The sequence below is a fragment of the Streptomyces kanasensis genome (assembly GCF_043077165.1).
Lineage (GTDB): Bacteria > Actinomycetota > Actinomycetes > Streptomycetales > Streptomycetaceae > Streptomyces > Streptomyces changanensis.
Genome location: NZ_JBIBSF010000002.1, coordinates 23,976 through 40,307, shown reverse-complemented (window position 1 = coordinate 40,307; position 16,332 = coordinate 23,976). Strand labels below are relative to the sequence as shown.

Genomic DNA, 16,332 nt, shown 5'->3' with positions numbered 1-16,332 from the left:
GCGGTGCGGTGGGCGGGCGCTCAGACGGCGACGCGGTCGGCGGGCCGGTCGGTGGGCCGGTCGACGGGGACGAACTGGCGGTTGAGGATGTCCTGGACGGGCACGTGCTGCCCGGCGACGACCGTGCGGGCCGCGTGCGGGGTGAGCTGGGCGACGTACTGGTAGCCGAAGAGGGTGGGCCGGAGCCGGGTGAGGCCCCTGGACAGCAGGCCGAGGACCCGGGCGAGGGGCCCGCCGCCGAGGACGGACCAGAAGGGGGCGCCGGTCGCGGTGAGGGACAGTTCGTCGTACCCGGCGGAGCGCAGGGTGCGCCGGAGGCTGGCCCGGCTGAAGAAGCGCAGGTGGGTGGCGTCCAGGATGCCGCGCCGGTCGTAGTCGAACAGGCCGAGGGCGATGCGCAGCCGGGCGTACCAGTGGCCGATGTTCGGCACGGACAGCAGGACCAGCCCCTCGGGGCGCAGGACGTCCTGGAGCTGGGTGAGGAGCCGTTCGGGCCGGGACAGGTGCTCGATGACGTCGCCGGCGACGACGTAGTCGTAGCCGTCGCCGACGCCCTCGGGCAGGCCCTGCTCCAGGTCGGCGAGGAGGAAGCGGGAGCAGCGGTCGCGCACGCCGTCGACCTCGACGGCGTCGATGCCGGTGACCTGGTGGCCGAGGGCTTCGAGGCGTTCGGCGAAGAGCCCGCCCGAGCAGCCGACGTCGAGGACGCGGCCGGGCGGCAGACCGCGCAGCCGGTCGAGGAGGAGGGCGTGCGAGGAGCCGTCACCCTCCTTGAAGGCGTAACCGGCGGGCTGGGGGATCCACTCGCAGGTGCCGAAACCCTTCTTCGCGAGCCGGTACGACAGGACGTCCTTGACGACGTCCTTGGCGTAGCGCAGTCCGTCGACGTAGCAGATCTCGTCGCCGTAGTGGGTGGGGATGGGGATCTCGCGGATGCGCAGGCCGGCGTCGGCGAGCTGGACGATGATCTGCGTGTCGAAGTCGAAGCCGTCGCTGTTGTGGGCGAGGGGCAGGCGGTCGAGGGCGTCGACGCGGTAGGCGCGGTAGCCGGAGTGGAACTCGCTCAGGTCGGTGCCGAGCAGCCCGTTCTCGACGCGGGTCAGGACGCGGTTGCCGACCCACTTGTACAGCGGCATGCCGCCGCGCAGGGCGTCGCGGGGGTGCATCATGCGCGAGCCGAACACCGCGTCGGCCTCGCCGCGCTCCAGCGGGGCGACGAGCTGCGGGAGGAGTTCGGGGGCGTACTGGCCGTCGCCGTGGAGGAGGACGACGATGTCCAGGCCGCGGCGGGCGGCGAGGGCGTACCCGGCCTTCTGGTTGCCGCCGTAGCCGAGGTTCTTGGTGTGCCGCATGACGACGGTGGGGGGCCGGCCGGGCCGCTGCGACCAGCGGCGGCCGGCGGCGAAGGTGCCGTCCTGGCTGGCGTCGTCGAGGACGAGGATCTCGGCGATCCTCGGGCGGAAGTCGTCCGGGATCCGGTCGAGCGTCCTCTCCAGGGTGGACTCCGCGTTGTACGCCACCACCAGGATGCCGATGCGGGGCGTGCGGCTGGGGCTCTGGCCTTCCGTCACGGGTGCTTCTCCACTCTTGCGGGGCGGGCGGTCTGGTCGGGGGCGGCGGCCGGGGGCCGCGGTGCCGGCCGCTCGGCGGCCGGGGGGTGCGGTCCCGGTGGCGCGGCGGCCGCCGGGTGGGCGGCGGGTCCGGGCCCCGGTTCGGTGCGCGGGCGGGCGATGTCGAGGGGCGCGGCGGTGAGGATCCGGTGGACGCCGACGGCGACGGAGACACCGAGCAGGGCCCAGCCGAGGGCGCCGAACGCCATCTCGGTGTCGGTCCAGTGGACGGGCCGCTGCATCCCGTAGACGGAGGTGGTGACGCCGCCGACGACGAGGGCGTAGGCGAGGCCGGGCCACAGGCCGATGACGAAGAGTCCGGCGGCGGGCCAGGCGAGGTACTGCACCCCGGAGGCCGTGCTGAGCAGCAGCAGCGTGCCGAGGGTGACGGCGACCGCGACGGGCGTGTCGGCGGGGCGGCGCCAGGCGAGCCAGGCGCCGAGGGTGACGATCGCGGCGACGACGAGGTAGTGGCCGGGGCCGCGGACGAGGGCGATGTACGGCTCGGGGACCTCCGCCCAGCGCGCGAACTGCACGACGCCCCAGAAGCTGAAGTTGCCGCCCGCGTACTCGAGGACGTTCGCCTTCAGCCCGGCCGGCACGGTCGCCAGGACGGGGCCCCACACGGCGAGGAACAGCGCGGCGAAGCCGGCCGTGAAGCGGGCGAAGGCCGGGCGTCCGACCCGCCAGGCGGCGACGAACAACAGCGGGACGACCACCACGGGGACGAACTTGACGCTGATGCACAGGGCCGCCGCCACACCGGCCGTGGCGAACCGGGCGCGGTCGGCGAGCAGCCAGGCGGCGGCGAGGGCGAACATGACGGCGACGGAATCGGTGTTCCCGTGGTAGCCGGACGTTCCGAAGAGGACGGGGCACAGGGCGGCGCCGAGCGCGCACGCCGTGGCCGTCCGGAGGGTTCTCCTGCGCCGTACGACCTCGAACACGAGAAGGACGGTGAGAAAATCCGCGAGACACGCCGGGAAACGGATCATCGGGGCGAACGGAACCCCGATCCCCATGAGTTTCTCCATGGCGAGGAGCATCCAGCTCGCCAACGGCGGATGGTTGTAGACCGGCAGGTGCGGGAGGGGTTCGGCGTAGATGCGCACGGGTCCCGCCAGGGCGATGGCACGCGCGAATCCATAGAAGAACCGCACGTCAGCGGGGCCCTGCGTGGCGGCGGCGAGCGCCATCTTGGAGAGGAACGCGACCGCCGCGACCCCCAGGACGACGATCCGGGCTTTCCTCGCGCCCCAGGACAGAGACGACATTCGTCCGTACATGGTTGACGAACGTAGCAACGCACCGGGGACGAGCGAAGCACCGATTAACACACTTAATCCGCGCCGGAGTTCCCGGGCGCCCGTTCTGGCCGCGCGGGTGAATTGCCGAATCACACGTATGGCCCATGATCCGACGTAATTCGTGGCGTTCGACTGTCGTTCACAACCTGCCCCTTGTCCGCGCGCCCGGCGCGTCGGTCCCGGTCACGTTCCAGATCAGGTCAGGTTGAGTCCAGTGAAAGCACTCGTACTCTCGGGCGGCGCCGGTACCCGGCTCCGTCCGATCACCCACACATCGGCGAAACAGCTCGTGCCGGTGGCCAACAAACCGGTCCTCTTCTACGGCCTGGAGTCGATCGCCGCGGCGGGGGTCCGGGAGGTCGGTCTCATCGTCGGCGACACCACCGAACGGGAGATCCGCGCGGCGGTCGGCGACGGCGCGCGGTTCGGCCTCGACGTCACGTACATCCCCCAGCACGCCCCGCTCGGCCTCGCGCACGCCGTCCTCATCGCCCGCGAGTTCCTCGGGGAGGACGACTTCGTGATGTACCTCGGCGACAACTTCGTCGTCGGCGGCATCACCGACCTGGTGGAGGAGTTCCGGGCGCGCCGGCCCGACGCGCAGATCCTGCTCACCAAGGTCGCCGACCCCCGCGCGTTCGGCGTGGCGGAGCTGGACGTCGACGGCCGGGTGGCCCGCCTGGAGGAGAAGCCGGTCAATCCGCGCAGCGACCTCGCCCTGGTGGGCGTGTACCTGTTCTCCCCCGCGGTCCACGAGGCGGTGCGGGCCATCAAGCCGTCGGCCCGCGGCGAGCTGGAGATCACCGACGCGCTCCAGTGGCTCATCGACGCGCGCCGCACCGTGAAGTCGACCATCGTCTCCGGCTACTGGAAGGACACCGGCAACGTGGCGGACATGCTGGAGGTGAACCGGTCGGTGCTGGAGCTGCTGACCCCGCTCAACGAGGGTTCGGTCGACGCGGCCACCGAGATCATCGGCCGGGTGCAGATCGGCCCCGGCGCCACGGTGCGCGGATCGCGGATCGTCGGCCCGGTCGTCATCGGGGCGGGCACGGTGGTGGAGAACTCCTACATCGGCCCGTCCACGTCCATCGCGGAGAACTGCCGGGTGACCGACAGCGAGATCGAGTACTCCATCGTGCTCAGCGGCTCGTCGCTGCTCGGCGTGGGGCGCGTCGAGGCGTCGCTGATCGGCCGTAACGTCGAGATCACCCCGGCCCCGCCCATCCCGGCCGCCCACCGCCTGGTGCTCGGCGATCACAGCAAGGTGCAGATCTCAGCATGAACACCGTGACGCGCATCCTGGTCACCGGCGGCGCCGGCTTCATCGGCTCCCACTACGTGCGCACCCTCCTGGCGGACCCGGCGGCGCCCGTCGAGGTCACCGTCCTCGACGCGCTGACCTACGCCGGCGACCCGGCCCACCTCGACCCGGTCCGCGGCGACCGCCGCTTCGCGTTCGTGCACGGCGACGTCTGCGACGCCGAGCTCGTCGGCAAGGTGCTCTCCGAGCACGACGAGGTCGTCCACTTCGCCGCCGAGTCGCACGTCGACCGGTCCATCGCCGGCGCCGCCCCCTTCGTCCGCACCAACGTCCTCGGCACGCAGACGCTCCTCGACGCGGCCCTGCACGGCGGCGTCCGCACGTTCGTGCAGGTCTCCACCGACGAGGTGTACGGGTCGGTCGACACGGGCGCCTGGACCGAGGACGCGCCGCTGCAGCCGAACTCGCCCTACGCGGCGTCGAAGGCGGCCGCGGACCTGATGGCGCTGGCCTACCACCGCACGCACGGCCTGGACGTACGGGTGACGCGCTGCTCCAACAACTACGGCCCGCGCCAGCACCCGGAGAAGGCCGTCCCCCTCTTCACCACCCGCCTGCTCACCGGCGGCCGGGTGCCGCTCTACGGGGACGGCTCCCACGTGCGGGACTGGCTGTACGTGGGCGACCACGTCGCCGGGGTGGAGCTGGTCCGGCGGGGCGGCCGGCCCGGCGAGGTCTACCACGTCGGCGGCGGCACGGAGCTGACCAACCGCCAGCTCCTCGACTTCCTGCTGGCCGCCTGCGGCGCCGACTGGTCCCGCGTCGACCACGTCGCCGACCGCAAGGGGCACGACCGGCGGTACGCGCTGGACGACGCGAAGATCCGCGCCGAGCTGGGGTACCGGCCCCGGACGGACCTCGCGACGGGGCTGGCCGCGACGGTCGCCTGGTACCGCGACAACCGCCCGTGGTGGGAGCCGCTGTGCGGACGGGCCGACCGGTGAGACGGGTACGGAGGCGGTGGCTGGTCACCGGCGCGGGCGGGCTGCTGGGCCGGGACGTCGTCGCCCGGCTCGGCGCCCGCGCCGTCGGCCTGGACCGGCGCGCGCTGGACGTCACGGACCCGGTCGCGGTGCGGGCGGCGCTCACCGCGCACCGGCCGGCGGTGGTGGTCAACTGCGCGGCGTGGACGGCGGTCGACGACGCCGAGACGCGCGAGCGCGAGGCGCTGCTCGTCAACGGCACGGCGGCGCGGTACCTCGCGGAGTCCTGCGCCGAGCTGGGGTGCGTCCTGCTCCATGTGTCGACCGACTACGTCTTCGGCGGCGACGCCTGCGTCCCGTACGCCGAGGGCGCCCTGCCCGGCCCGCGCACCGCGTACGGGCGGACGAAGCTGGTCGGCGAGCGGGCCGTCCTGGAGCTGCTGCCGGAGCGCGGGTACGTGGTGCGCACGGCGTGGCTGTACGGGGCGGGCGGCGGCAACTTCGTCCGCACGATGATCCGGACGGAGGCCGCGCGGGAGACCGTCGAGGTCGTCGACGACCAGCGCGGCCAGCCGACCTGGACCGTCGACCTGGCCGACCGGCTGCGGGCGCTGGGCCGGGCCGCGCTGGCCGGGCGGGCGCCGGCGGGCGTCTACCACGGCACGAACGGCGGCGACGGCACGTGGTGCGAGCTGGCCCGCGAGACGTACCGGCTGCTCGGCAGCGACCCGGAGCGGGTCCGCGCGACGTCCAGCGCCGCCTTCCCCCGCCCGGCGGCGCGCCCCGCGTACAGCGTGCTGGGGCACGACCGCTGGCACGCGGCGGGGTTGGAGCCGCCGCGTGCGTGGCGGGAGGCGCTGGCGGAGGCGTTCCCCGCGCTGGTCAGTGCCGGGCGAAGGTGACGCCCCGCAGGGTCTCGTACCAGCGCCGGCAGTCCTCGTAGGACGGCAGCAGGCCCCCGCGCTCCGCCTCGGCGAGCGTGGGGGCCGCGGCGTCCCGGGGGGAGAGGAGGGGTGTGGGCCCGGCGGGCCAGTCGATGCCGAGCGCCGGGTCGAGGGGGTGGACGGCGTGCTCGCGGGCGGGGGCGTAGCCGCGTGAGCAGAGGTAGACGACGGTGGCGTCGTCGGTGAGGGCCATGAAGGCGTGCCCGAGCCCCTCGGCCAGGTACAGCGCGCGCCGGTCGCGGTCGTCGAGCCGGACGGCCTCCCAGGCCCGGTAGGTGGGGGAGCCGGTGCGCAGGTCGACGACGACGTCGAGCACGGCGCCGCGCACGCACGTGACGTACTTGGCCTGCCCGGGCGGCACGTCGGCGTAGTGGACGCCCCGCAGGGTGCCGCGGCTGGACACGGAGCAGTTCGCCTGGGCGAGGCCGAGCCCGTACCCGGCGGCCTCGGCCAGGTCGGGTGCCCGGAACCACTCGTGGAAGGTTCCCCGGTCGTCCTCGAACACCTGCGGTTCCCTCACCCACGCGCCTTCGATGCTGAGCTCTCGCACTGGTGGCCCACCGTCCTTTCGTGTCGGCAGACCCAACCGATCGAGCGGCGTCACGTCACCGCGTGCGCCACCGTTCGGGTGAACCGCCGGCACGCGGACGCCGGCGGGCGGTGCTCAGGCCAGAGCCCGGAGGCCGGCCACGGCCGCGGTGGTGAGGTCGTCGAGGTACGCGGTGGTGGGGGCGCCGTCGCGCACCACGACGAGGCGCCAGTACAGCGGGCCGACGATCAGGTCGAGCGCCCGGTCGGCGTCGGCGCCCTCGGGCAGCTCGCCGCGGTCGACCGCCGCCCGGACGACCTGCGCGACGACGCCCCGCTGACCGTCCAGGAGCGTCGCCCGGACGGTCTCGGCGATCTCCGGGTGGCGGGCGGCCTCCACCAGCAGGTCGGGGATGACCTGCGAGGCGACCGGGTGGCGCAGGGCGTGCGAGGCGACCTCCAGCAGCGCGCGGACGTCGCCGTGGAGGGAGCCGGTCGCGGGGGCGGGCAGGCCCTTGACCGCGAAGGCGGTCAGCAGGTCGAGCACGAGCGACAGCTTGGACTTCCAGCGCCGGTAGACGGCGGTCTTGCCGACGCCGGCCCGGCGGGCGATGCCCTCGATGGACATGCGGGCGAAGCCGACGGCGGCGAGCTCCTCGAAGACCGCCGCGCGGATCGCTTCGGTCACGTCCTCCCGGAGCACGGCGGCTCCCGCGGGGGCGCGGCGGGGGGTTCCGGGGGGCGGTGGCGTCATGCCGGGGATCATAGCGCGGCGCCCGCGTCACGACGGAACGGTTGCGTTCCGGCGTACGGGCGTCCTAGTCTCCCCGTAGCGACGATACGGATCCGTCCCGACGAAAGGCGAGCGCCCGGTGAGTCCTGTGAGCACGATCGCGCCACCCGCCGCGGCCCCGCCGCCCACCGGGCCCGCCCCGGGCGGCTCCGGGACCCCGCGAACCGCGGCGGCCCCGGGCCCGTCCACCGCCCCGGACGCCCTCGCCGGCCCGGGCGCCCCGCCGACCTGGCAGCTGCCCGAGGAGGAGCTGCGCGCCCTCGCCCTGCGCCACGGCCTGACCGTGAGCGGCGCCCGCCCCTCCCTCCCCCGGTACGTGCGGCAGCTGTGGGCGCGGCGCCACTTCGTCACCGCCTTCGCGACGGCCCGCCTCACCGCCCAGTACAGCCAGGCGAAGCTGGGCCAGCTGTGGCAGGTGATGACGCCCCTGCTCAACGCAACGGTGTACTACTTCATCTTCGGCGTCCTGATGAACACCCGCGCGCAGGTCCCGGACTTCGTGCCGTTCCTGGTGACGGGCGTCTTCATCTGGACGTTCACCGCCAACTCCCTGATGGCCGGCACCCGCGCCATCAGCGGCAACCTCGGCCTCGTCCGGGCCCTGCACTTCCCGCGCGCGAGCCTGCCCGTGGCGCTCGCCCTGCAGCAGCTCCAGCAGCTGGTGTTCTCGCTCGCCGCGCTCGTCGTCATCCTGCTGGGCTTCGGCATCACCCCGGGCGCCTCCTGGCTGCTCGCCGTGCCCGCCCTCGCCCTGCAGGCCCTGTTCAACACCGGCCTGTCGCTCGTCCTCGCCCGGGTCGCGGCCCGCACCCCGGACGTCGCGCAGCTCATGCCGTTCGTCCTGCGCACCTGGATGTACGCCTCGGGCGTGATGTTCAGCCTGAACCACGTCCTCGCGGGCCGGGACCTGCCGCACGCGCTGGTCCTCGCGCTCCAGTACAACCCGGCGGCGCTCTACATCGACCTGATGCGCTTCGCGCTCGTCGACAGCTTCACGGCCGCCCAGCTGCCGCCCCACGTGTGGGCCGCGGCCGCGGCCTGGGCACTGGCCGCCTCCGTGGGCGGGTTCATCTGGTTCTGGCAGGCAGAGGAGACCTACGGCCGTGGCTGAGCGCGTCCCGACCGTCGTCGTCGACGACGTCCACGTGACCTACACCGTGCAGGGCGCGGCGCCCGCCCGCGGCGGCGACCGCGGGTCGCTGCTCGGCCGGGTCCTCGCCCGGGGGAAGGCCCGCCCGGCCGCCCGTACCGTGCACGCCGTCAAGGGCGTCAGCTTCGCCGCGTACAAGGGCGAGGCCATCGGGCTGATCGGCACCAACGGCTCGGGGAAGTCCACCCTGCTCAAGGCCATCGCCGGCCTGCTGCCGCCCAGCCGGGGCAGCGTCTACACCCAGGGCCAGCCCAGCCTCCTGGGCGTGAACGCCGCCCTCATGGGTGACCTCACCGGTGAGCGCAACGTCGTCCTCGGCGGGCTCGCGATGGGCATGACCCGAGCCGAGATCAAGGAGCGCTACGCCCGGATCGTCGAGTTCTCCGGCATCAACGACAAGGGCGACTTCGTCTCGCTGCCCATGCGCACGTACTCCTCCGGCATGGGCGCCCGGCTGCGCTTCTCCATCGCCGCCGCGCGGTCGCACGACGTGCTCCTCGTCGACGAGGCGCTGGCCACCGGCGACGCGGCGTTCCGGCAGCGCAGCCAGCAGCGCATCAACGAGCTGCGCGCCGAGGCCGGCACCGTCTTCCTGGTCAGCCACAGCAACTCCACCATCCGCGAGACCTGCGACCGGGCGATCTGGCTGGAGTCGGGGCGGATCCTCATGGACGGCCCCTCCGACGAGGTCGTCGCCGCCTACGAACGGCACGCCCGCTGACGCCCGCCCGTCACCCCCTTGCCCGCAATACGGGACGAAGTACGCGAAGCTGACTTATGTTCGCGGGGATGACCACGTACCGGCTCAGCACCCCGCGTACCCACCGGCACCAGCTCCGCTTCCGGGAGCAGCGCCGGCCGGGTCCCGTTCCCCTCGTCGCCGTCTGGGCCCTCACCCGTGCCGGGATGCTGTGGCTGCTGGCGCACGACACCCTCGGCATCGGCGGCGTCGGCCGCGAGGTCCACGTCCTGTACGAGCACTGGTACGGGCGGCTCGCCCACGGCGTGCTCCCGTCGGACGAGGCCACGTGGCAGTACCCGCCCGGCGCCGCCCTCGCGCTCCTGGCGCCCGGCGCGGTGCCCGGCCTGTCGTACTTCCAGGCGTTCGTGGCGCTCGCCCTGCTCGCGGACGCGGCCGTCCTGCTGCTCCTGTACTGGGCCGGCGGCGCCGGCTCCTGGTACTGGACGTGCGCCCTGCCGCTGCTGCTGCACGTCCCGCTCGCCCGCTACGACCTGCTGGTCACCGCGCTGGCGGTGGGCGCCCTCCTCGCCGCGCCCGCCGGCCGGACCCGGCTCGCGGGCGTCCTGGCGGGGCTGGGCGCCCTGGTGAAGGGCTGGCCGCTGTTCGCCCTCACCGGCACGCCCCCCGGGGCGGCGACCCGCCGCTCCTGGACGGCGGCACTCGCCACCGGCGCGGGCGGCGCGGCGCTGCTCTCCGTGATGTTCCCGCACACCCTGGACTTCCTGCGCCACCAGGGCGACCGGGGCGTGCAGGTCGAGTCGGTCGGCGGCACCCTGCTGTCGGTGGCGCACCTCGCCGGCTGGCCGGGCCGCGTCGTCTACCGGTACGGGGCGTTCGAGTTCACCGGCCCGCACGTCGCGGCGGTGGCGGGCGCGTCGCTGGTGCTCACCGGCGCCGTCCTGGTGTGGCTGGTGCTGTGGCGGGTGCGGTCGCTGCACTGGTCGGCGTCGACCCCGGCGGACGCGGCGCTCATGGCGGTGCTGCTCCTCACCGTCACCAGCCGGGTGATCAGTCCCCAGTACCTGGTGTGGCTGCTCGCCCTGGCGGCGGTGTGCCTGACGTTCCGCACCACCACCCAGCGCCCGGTCGCCGTGCTCCTGCTGCCGGCCGCCGCGCTCACCGCGCTCGCCTACCCGCTGCTGTACGTCGACGTCCTGCTGGTCACCCCGGTGGGCTGCGCGGTGCTGCTGCTGCGCAACGGGCTGCTGGTGGCGGCGGCGCTGCTGTCGTGCCGGCTGCTGTGGGAGGAGTCGGCGCCGGACGTGCTGCGCGTGCCGTAGCCGGGCGTCCCCCACACGGCGGGTGCCGTGGCCGGCGTTCCCGCGGCGGGGCCGCGCGTGCCGTGGCCGGCGTTTCCCCCGCGGCGGGCGGTGCCGTGGCCGGCCGCGGACGAGGGCGGGGCGCCCACCGCGGTGTCGCGGTGGGCGCCCCGTCCGTGGTGCCGGCCGTCAGCTGTGCGCGCGCAGCAGGGTCCGCATGGTGCGCATGGCCACCGAGAGGTTCGCCAGGTCGAACGCGTCCGAGTTCTGGATCTCCTCCAGCGTGGTGCGGGCGCGGCCGAGGAGCGAGGCGTTCTTCCGCTCCCAGGCGGCGAACCGCTCCTCGGGCGTCGACGTGCCGTTCCCGGCGGAGAGCACGTCGGCGGTGAGCGCCGCGTGCGCCGCGTACAGGTCCTCGCGGATGGCGGCGCGGGCCATGGACTGCCAGCGGTCCGCGCGGGGCAGCTCGATGATGCGGTCCATCAGCTGCGTGATCCGCAGCCGGTCGGCGAGGTCGTAGTACACCTCGGCGACGGCCAGCGGCTCCTTGCCGGTGCGGTCCGCGATGGCGACGATGTCGAGCGTCGGGAAGGCGGAGGAGAACCCGGCGACCCGGGCGGCCAGCTCCACGGGGACGCCCGCCCCGGTCAGCTCGGCGACCAGCCCCTCGTACCACTCCAGGTCCGCGCCGCGCAGCATCTTCGGCAGCTCGCCCCACACCTGCTCCACGCGGGCGCCGAAGAAGTCGATCGTCTCGGCGAGCTGGAGCGGCTGCGGCCGGTTGTTGAGCAGCCAGCGCGTGCCGCGCTCGACGAGGCGCCGGGAGTGCAGCCGGATCCGGCTCTGCACGTCGGCCGGGGCCTGGTTGTCGAGGGCCTCGACGGCGTCCCAGACGGCGCCGAGTCCGAAGATGGTCCGGGCGCAGGTGTGCGCGCGGATGATCTCCTCGATCGACGCGCCCGTCTCCTCGCGGAGCCGGTGCAGGTAGGTCGAGCCGCCGGTGTTCACCGTGTCGTTGACCATCACCGTGGTGATGATCTCGCGGCGCAGGGCGTGCGCGTCGATCTGCTCGGGGAACTCCTCGCGCAGCTTCGAGGGGAAGTACGCGTGGAGCAGGCTGCGCAGGTACGGGTCGTCGGGCAGGTCGGTCGCGATCAGCTCCTCCGCCACCGTGATCTTGGTGTAGGCGAGCAGGACCGCCAGTTCGGGCTGGCTCAGGCCCCTGCCGCTGTTCTGCAGCTCGCGGATCTGCCGGTCGGTGGGGAGGAACTCCAGGCCCCGGTCCAGCCGCCCGACGCTCTCCAGCCGGCGCAGGAACCGCTGGTGGGCGTGGAGCAGGGAGCTCGACTGGCCGACGGCGAGGGCCAGGGCGACGTTCTGCGCGTAGTTGTTGCGCAGGACGAGGGAGCCGACCTCGTCGGTCATCTCGGCGAGGATCTTGTTGCGCTGCTTGACGGTCATGTCGCCGTCGGCGACCAGCCCGTTGAGCAGGATCTTGATGTTCACCTCGTGGTCGGAGGTGTCCACGCCGGCGCTGTTGTCGATGGCGTCGGTGTTGATCTTGCCGCCGTCGCCGGTCGGGCCGCCCCTGCGGGCGAACTCGATCCGGCCGAGCTGGGTGAGGCCGAGGTTGCCGCCCTCGCCGACGACCTTGACGCGCAGCTCCTCGCCGTCGACGCGGATCGGGTCGTTGGCCTTGTCGCCGACGTCGGCGTGCGTCTCGGTGGTCGCCTTGACGTACGTGCCGATGCCGCCGTTCCACAGCAGGTCCACCGGGGCCTTGAGGATGGCCTTCATCAGTTCGGCGGGGGTCAGCTTGGTGACGCCGTCCTCGATGCCGAGGGCGGCCCGCATGTGGGCGTTGACCGGGATGGACTTGGCCTGCCGGGAGTGGACGCCGCCGCCCGGGGAGAGCAGCCCGGCGTCGTAGTCGGCCCAGGAGCTGCGGGGCAGCTCGAACAGGCGGCGCCGCTCGGCGTAGGAGACGGCCGCGTCGGGGTTCGGGTCGACGAAGATGTGCCGGTGGTCGAAGGCGGCGACGAGCCGGATGTGCTCGGAGAGCAGCATGCCGTTGCCGAAGACGTCACCGGACATGTCGCCGACGCCGACGACCGTGAAGTCCTGCGTCTGGGTGTCGTGGCCGAGCTCCCGGAAGTGCCGCTCGACCGACTCCCACGCGCCGCGGGCGGTGATGCCCATGCCCTTGTGGTCGTAGCCCGCGGAGCCGCCGGAGGCGAAGGCGTCGCCGAGCCAGAAGCCGTAGGCGACGGCGACCTCGTTGGCGATGTCGGAGAACGTCGCGGTGCCCTTGTCGGCGGCGACGACGAGGTAGGTGTCGTCCTCGTCGTGGCGGACGACGTCGGCGGGCGGCACGACCTCGCCCGCGACCAGGTTGTCCGTGATGTCGAGGAGCGCGGAGATGAACGTCCGGTAGGCGGCGATCCCCTCGGCGAGCCACGCGTCGCGGTCGACGGACGGGTCGGGCAGCTGCTTGGCGACGAAGCCGCCCTTCGCGCCGACGGGGACGATGACGGTGTTCTTCACCATCTGCGCCTTGACCAGGCCGAGGATCTCCGTACGGAAGTCCTCGCGCCGGTCGGACCAGCGCAGACCGCCGCGCGCGACCTTGCCGAAGCGCAGGTGTACGCCCTCGACGCGGGGCGAGTACACCCAGATCTCGAAGGCCGGGCGCGGGGCGGGCAGGTCGGGCATCGCCTGCGGGTCGAACTTCATCGACACGTAGGGGTGCGGCCGGCCGTCGGCGTCCTTCTGGAAGAAGTTCGTGCGCAGCGTCGCCTTGATGACGGTGAGGAACGACCGCAGGATCCGGTCGTCGTCGAGCGACGCGACCTGGTCGAGCGCGCCGTCGAGCTCCTCCAGGAGCCCGTCGATCAGCTCGGTCCCGGCCCGCTGCCGCTCCGGCGCCATCCGCGCCTCGAACAGCGAGACGAGCAGCCGCGTGGTGTGGACGTTGTCGCGGAGGGTGTCCTCCATGTAGTCCTGGCTGAACGTCAGGCCGGCCTGCCGCAGGTACTTGGCGTAGGCGCGCAGCACCATCGCCTGCCGCCAGGTCAGCCCGGCGGTGAGGACGAGGGCGTTGAAGCCGTCGTTCTCCGCCTGCCCGGTCCAGGTCGCGGCGAACGCCTCCTGGAACCGCTCGCGGGCGTCGTCGCGGAAGTCCGCGCCGTTGCCCGTGGTGGGCATGCGCAGGCCGAAGTCGTAGATCCAGGCGTGGTTGCGGTCGGCGCAGCGCAGCTCGTACGGCCGCTCGTCGACGACCTCGACGCCGAGCCGGTTGAGGACCGGCAGCACCGCCGAGAGCGACACCTGCGCGCCCGACTTGTAGATCTTGAACCGGCGTTCGCCGGGGGCGGCGCCGACCGGCTCGTACAGGGAGAGCGCGAAGTCCTCGCCGCCGTGGCCGAGCTGCTCCAGCTGCAGGACGTCGGCGACGGCCGCCCGCGGCGAGTGGTCGGCCTTGTACCCCTCGGTGAAGGCGCTGCCGTACCGGCGCAGCAGGTCGGAGGCCCGCTCCTCGCCGGACTCGGCGTCGAGGGCCTCGGCGAAGCCGTCGGCCCAGGAGCGGGCGGCCTCGGCGAGCCGCGTCTCGATGCGGTCGGCGTCGGCGTCGGTGAGCGGCGTGAGGGTGGAGCCCTGCGGGACGCGCACGACGAAGTGGAGGCGGGAGAGGACCGACTCGGTGTTCCAGGCGGTGAAGTCGACGCTGGTGCCGCCGAGCTCCTCCTTCAGGATGTCCGTGAGCCGCTCGCGGACCGTGGTGTTGAACCGGTCGCGCGGCAGGTAGACGAGGGCGGAGTAGTAGCGGCCGTACTCGTCCTGGCGCAGGTACAGGCGCAGCCGGCGGCGCTCCTGGAGGTACAGGACGCTGGTGACGATGGCCAGCAGCTGGTCGACGGGCGTCTGGAACAGCTCGTCGCGCGGGTAGGTCTCCAGGATCTGCAGCAGGTCGCGCCCGTCGTGGCTGGCGGGCGAGAACCCGGCGGCCTCCAGCAGCTCGGCCACCTTGCGGCGGATGACGGGGACGCGCCGCACGGACTCGGTGTAGGCGGCGGAGGAGAACAGTCCGAGGAAGCGCCGCTCGCCGACGACGTTGCCGGCGGCGTCGAACTTCTTGACGCCGATGTAGTCCAGGTACGACGGCCGGTGGACGGTGGCGCGGCTGTTGGCCTTCGTCAGGATGAGCAGCCGGTGCTCGCGCGCCTTGGCGCGGGCGTCGGCGGGCAGCCGGTTGAACGACGGCGAGACGGGGTGGCCGTGGGCGTCGTCGTCACCGGCGTGGTGCGGGTCGGAGCGCAGGATGCCGAGGCCGGTGCCGGGGACGGCGGCGAGGGCGTCGCCGTCGACGAGGGTGTACTCGCGGTAGCCGAGGAAGGTGAAGTGGTCGTCGGCGAGCCACCGCAGCAGCTCGCGCGCCTCCTCCGGCTCGCTGGGGTGCAGGTCCTCGGCGACGGGCTCGTCGGTGAGGTCGTCGGCGAGGCGCAGCGCCGCGTCCCGCATCTTCTCCCAGTCCTCGACGGCCTCGCGGACGTCGGACAGGACGCGCAGCAGGTCGGTGGTGATCTGCTGGAGGTCGGCGCGGTCGGTCTCGCGGTCGATCTCCACGTGGATCCAGGACTCGACGAGCGCGTCGTGCGGGCGCTCCCGGCCCGCGGGACCGGGGGCGGAGGGCAGGACCTCGATGAGCTTTCCGGTCACGTCGCGGCGGACGACGACCTGCGGGTGCACCACGAGGTGGATGCCGCGGTTCTGCCGGGACAGCTCGTTGGTGACGGAGTCGACGAGGAACGGCATGTCGTCCGTGACCACCTCGACGACGGAGTGGCTGCACGTCCAGCCGTTCTCCTCGACGGTGGGCGTGTGGACGCGCACCCGCGCCTTCCCCTGGGGGCGGTTCTCGGCCAGCCGGTAGTGGGAGAGGGCCGCGCCGAACACGTCGACCGGGTCACGGTCGGTGAGGTCCTCGGGAGCCGTGTGCAGGTAGTAGCGCTGGAGGTACTCGAGCACGGTCTCCGGGTCGGGCCGGTCGCCGGGCTCGTTCTCAGCTACCCGGGCGGCCCGTTCGAGCAGCTCGGCCTTGGCTTCGTCCAGCTTGGTCTGCATGTCCTCGGCTCCTGTCGCGCGCCATTGCGTGACGTAGGGGGAAAGGTGTGGCGGGACTGCGCCCCCACGCGGGGTATCCGCTCGGAGGGGTCGTCATGCCTCTACGTGAAAATCCCGGTCCCATCTCGGCCACTCTCGGCGAGGACGCCGCGTGCGGCGGGGGAACCGGGCAGGAAGGACCAGCGTCCGCCCGGGCACGGTGGCACACCGGGCGCCGGCCGGGGGCTCCGCTGCCCCCACGGCGTATAGCGCTGATCACGGGTCCAGGCTATCGCTCCTCACCCCCCGGTCGTCATGGGCCGGTGGAGTACAAAAGACGGTGGCCGAATTTGACACTTCGGACAGCGACAGAACGCCCGGGACCACGCTCACGCGGGGACGGGCGGGGGTGGCGGGGGTGGGGCGGCAGGGGACAGGGGGCCCGCGGGGGCCCGCCGGCGGGGCGGCGGAGGACGGGCGGGGCGCACCGGGGCGCGACGCCGGGGGCGGGAGGACCCCGGCCGCGCCGGGGTGGCGGGGCCGGTCGCGCCGGGGCGGCGGGGGTGGCCGGGGTGGCCGGGGTGGCGGGGGTGGCCGGGGTCGGCGGTACCGGGTGGCGAGCAGGACGCGGGCTCTTCCGGCGGTCCGCGGC

The 16,332-nt window shown here is 73.5% G+C and carries 11 protein-coding genes; 6 read left to right on the top strand and 5 right to left on the bottom strand.

Going from position 1 to position 16,332, the window contains the following annotated elements; all coding sequences use genetic code 11:
- Positions 1-20: 20 nt before the first annotated feature.
- Together ACF053_RS05565 and ACF053_RS05560 are read right to left on the bottom strand one after the other, a co-directional pair.
- Entirely contained in the window at positions 21-1,520 is a 1,500-nt protein-coding gene (locus ACF053_RS05565) for a glycosyltransferase (protein ID WP_391953187.1), read from the bottom strand.
- 47 nt (positions 1,521-1,567) lie between these two features.
- On the bottom strand, positions 1,568-2,884 hold the full coding sequence (locus ACF053_RS05560) for a glycosyltransferase family 39 protein (protein ID WP_391952672.1): 1,317 nt from the start codon (positions 2,882-2,884) through the stop codon (positions 1,568-1,570).
- A gap of 247 nt (positions 2,885-3,131) precedes the next feature.
- On the opposite strand from ACF053_RS05560, the gene ACF053_RS05555 reads away from it, so the two are divergent.
- The 3 genes from ACF053_RS05555 to rfbD are packed head-to-tail and all read left to right on the top strand — an operon-like array spanning position 3,132 to position 6,066.
- Positions 3,132-4,202, top strand: coding sequence for a glucose-1-phosphate thymidylyltransferase (locus ACF053_RS05555; protein WP_391952671.1), 1,071 nt, complete (start codon positions 3,132-3,134; stop codon positions 4,200-4,202).
- Positions 4,199-5,185 (top strand): dTDP-glucose 4,6-dehydratase, encoded by a 987-nt coding sequence (rfbB, locus tag ACF053_RS05550; protein ID WP_391952670.1) that lies wholly within the window; start codon positions 4,199-4,201, stop codon positions 5,183-5,185. The genes ACF053_RS05555 and rfbB overlap by 4 nt, the downstream gene beginning before the upstream one ends.
- Positions 5,182-6,066: a dTDP-4-dehydrorhamnose reductase gene (gene rfbD, locus ACF053_RS05545; RefSeq protein ID WP_391952669.1), complete on the top strand. Its 885-nt coding sequence runs from the start codon at positions 5,182-5,184 to the stop codon at positions 6,064-6,066. The genes rfbB and rfbD overlap by 4 nt, the downstream gene beginning before the upstream one ends.
- Here rfbD and rfbC read toward each other — a convergent pair.
- Both rfbC and ACF053_RS05535 read right to left on the bottom strand, forming a co-directional pair.
- On the bottom strand, positions 6,047-6,658 hold the full coding sequence (gene rfbC / locus ACF053_RS05540) for a dTDP-4-dehydrorhamnose 3,5-epimerase (RefSeq protein ID WP_391952668.1): 612 nt from the start codon (positions 6,656-6,658) through the stop codon (positions 6,047-6,049). The genes rfbD and rfbC overlap by 20 nt on opposite strands.
- 114 nt (positions 6,659-6,772) lie before the next feature.
- On the bottom strand, positions 6,773-7,390 hold the full coding sequence (locus ACF053_RS05535) for a TetR/AcrR family transcriptional regulator (protein ID WP_391952667.1): 618 nt from the start codon (positions 7,388-7,390) through the stop codon (positions 6,773-6,775).
- Positions 7,391-7,664: 274 nt separating this feature from the next.
- Between ACF053_RS05535 and ACF053_RS05530 the strand changes: the two genes are divergently transcribed.
- The 3 genes from ACF053_RS05530 to ACF053_RS05520 all read left to right on the top strand — a co-directional run bounded on the left by ACF053_RS05530 (position 7,665) and on the right by ACF053_RS05520 (position 10,601).
- A complete protein-coding gene (locus ACF053_RS05530) occupies positions 7,665-8,540 on the top strand; it encodes an ABC transporter permease (RefSeq protein WP_391953186.1) in 876 nt (291 codons plus the stop codon).
- Positions 8,533-9,300, top strand: a complete 768-nt coding sequence (locus ACF053_RS05525) for an ABC transporter ATP-binding protein (protein ID WP_391952666.1) — start codon at positions 8,533-8,535, stop codon at positions 9,298-9,300. The genes ACF053_RS05530 and ACF053_RS05525 overlap by 8 nt, the downstream gene beginning before the upstream one ends.
- 68 nt (positions 9,301-9,368) lie before the next feature.
- On the top strand, positions 9,369-10,601 hold the full coding sequence (locus ACF053_RS05520) for a glycosyltransferase 87 family protein (protein WP_391952665.1): 1,233 nt from the start codon (positions 9,369-9,371) through the stop codon (positions 10,599-10,601).
- Between the two features lie 168 nt (positions 10,602-10,769).
- Here the strand turns inward: ACF053_RS05520 and ACF053_RS05515 are convergent, their stop codons facing one another.
- Positions 10,770-15,701: an NAD-glutamate dehydrogenase gene (locus tag ACF053_RS05515; RefSeq protein ID WP_391952664.1), complete on the bottom strand. Its 4,932-nt coding sequence runs from the start codon at positions 15,699-15,701 to the stop codon at positions 10,770-10,772.
- Positions 15,702-16,332 lie beyond the last annotated feature (631 nt).

Coding starts and splice junctions, on each gene's coding strand:
- ACF053_RS05560 (WP_391952672.1), bottom strand. CDS start 2,884: ATGTCGTCTCTGTCCTGGGGCGCGAGGAAAGCCCGGATCGTCGTCCTG.
- rfbB (WP_391952670.1), top strand. CDS start 4,199: ATGAACACCGTGACGCGCATCCTGGTCACCGGCGGCGCCGGCTTCATC.
- ACF053_RS05535 (WP_391952667.1), bottom strand. CDS start 7,390: ATGACGCCACCGCCCCCCGGAACCCCCCGCCGCGCCCCCGCGGGAGCC.
- ACF053_RS05520 (WP_391952665.1), top strand. CDS start 9,369: ATGACCACGTACCGGCTCAGCACCCCGCGTACCCACCGGCACCAGCTC.
- ACF053_RS05515 (WP_391952664.1), bottom strand. CDS start 15,701: ATGCAGACCAAGCTGGACGAAGCCAAGGCCGAGCTGCTCGAACGGGCC.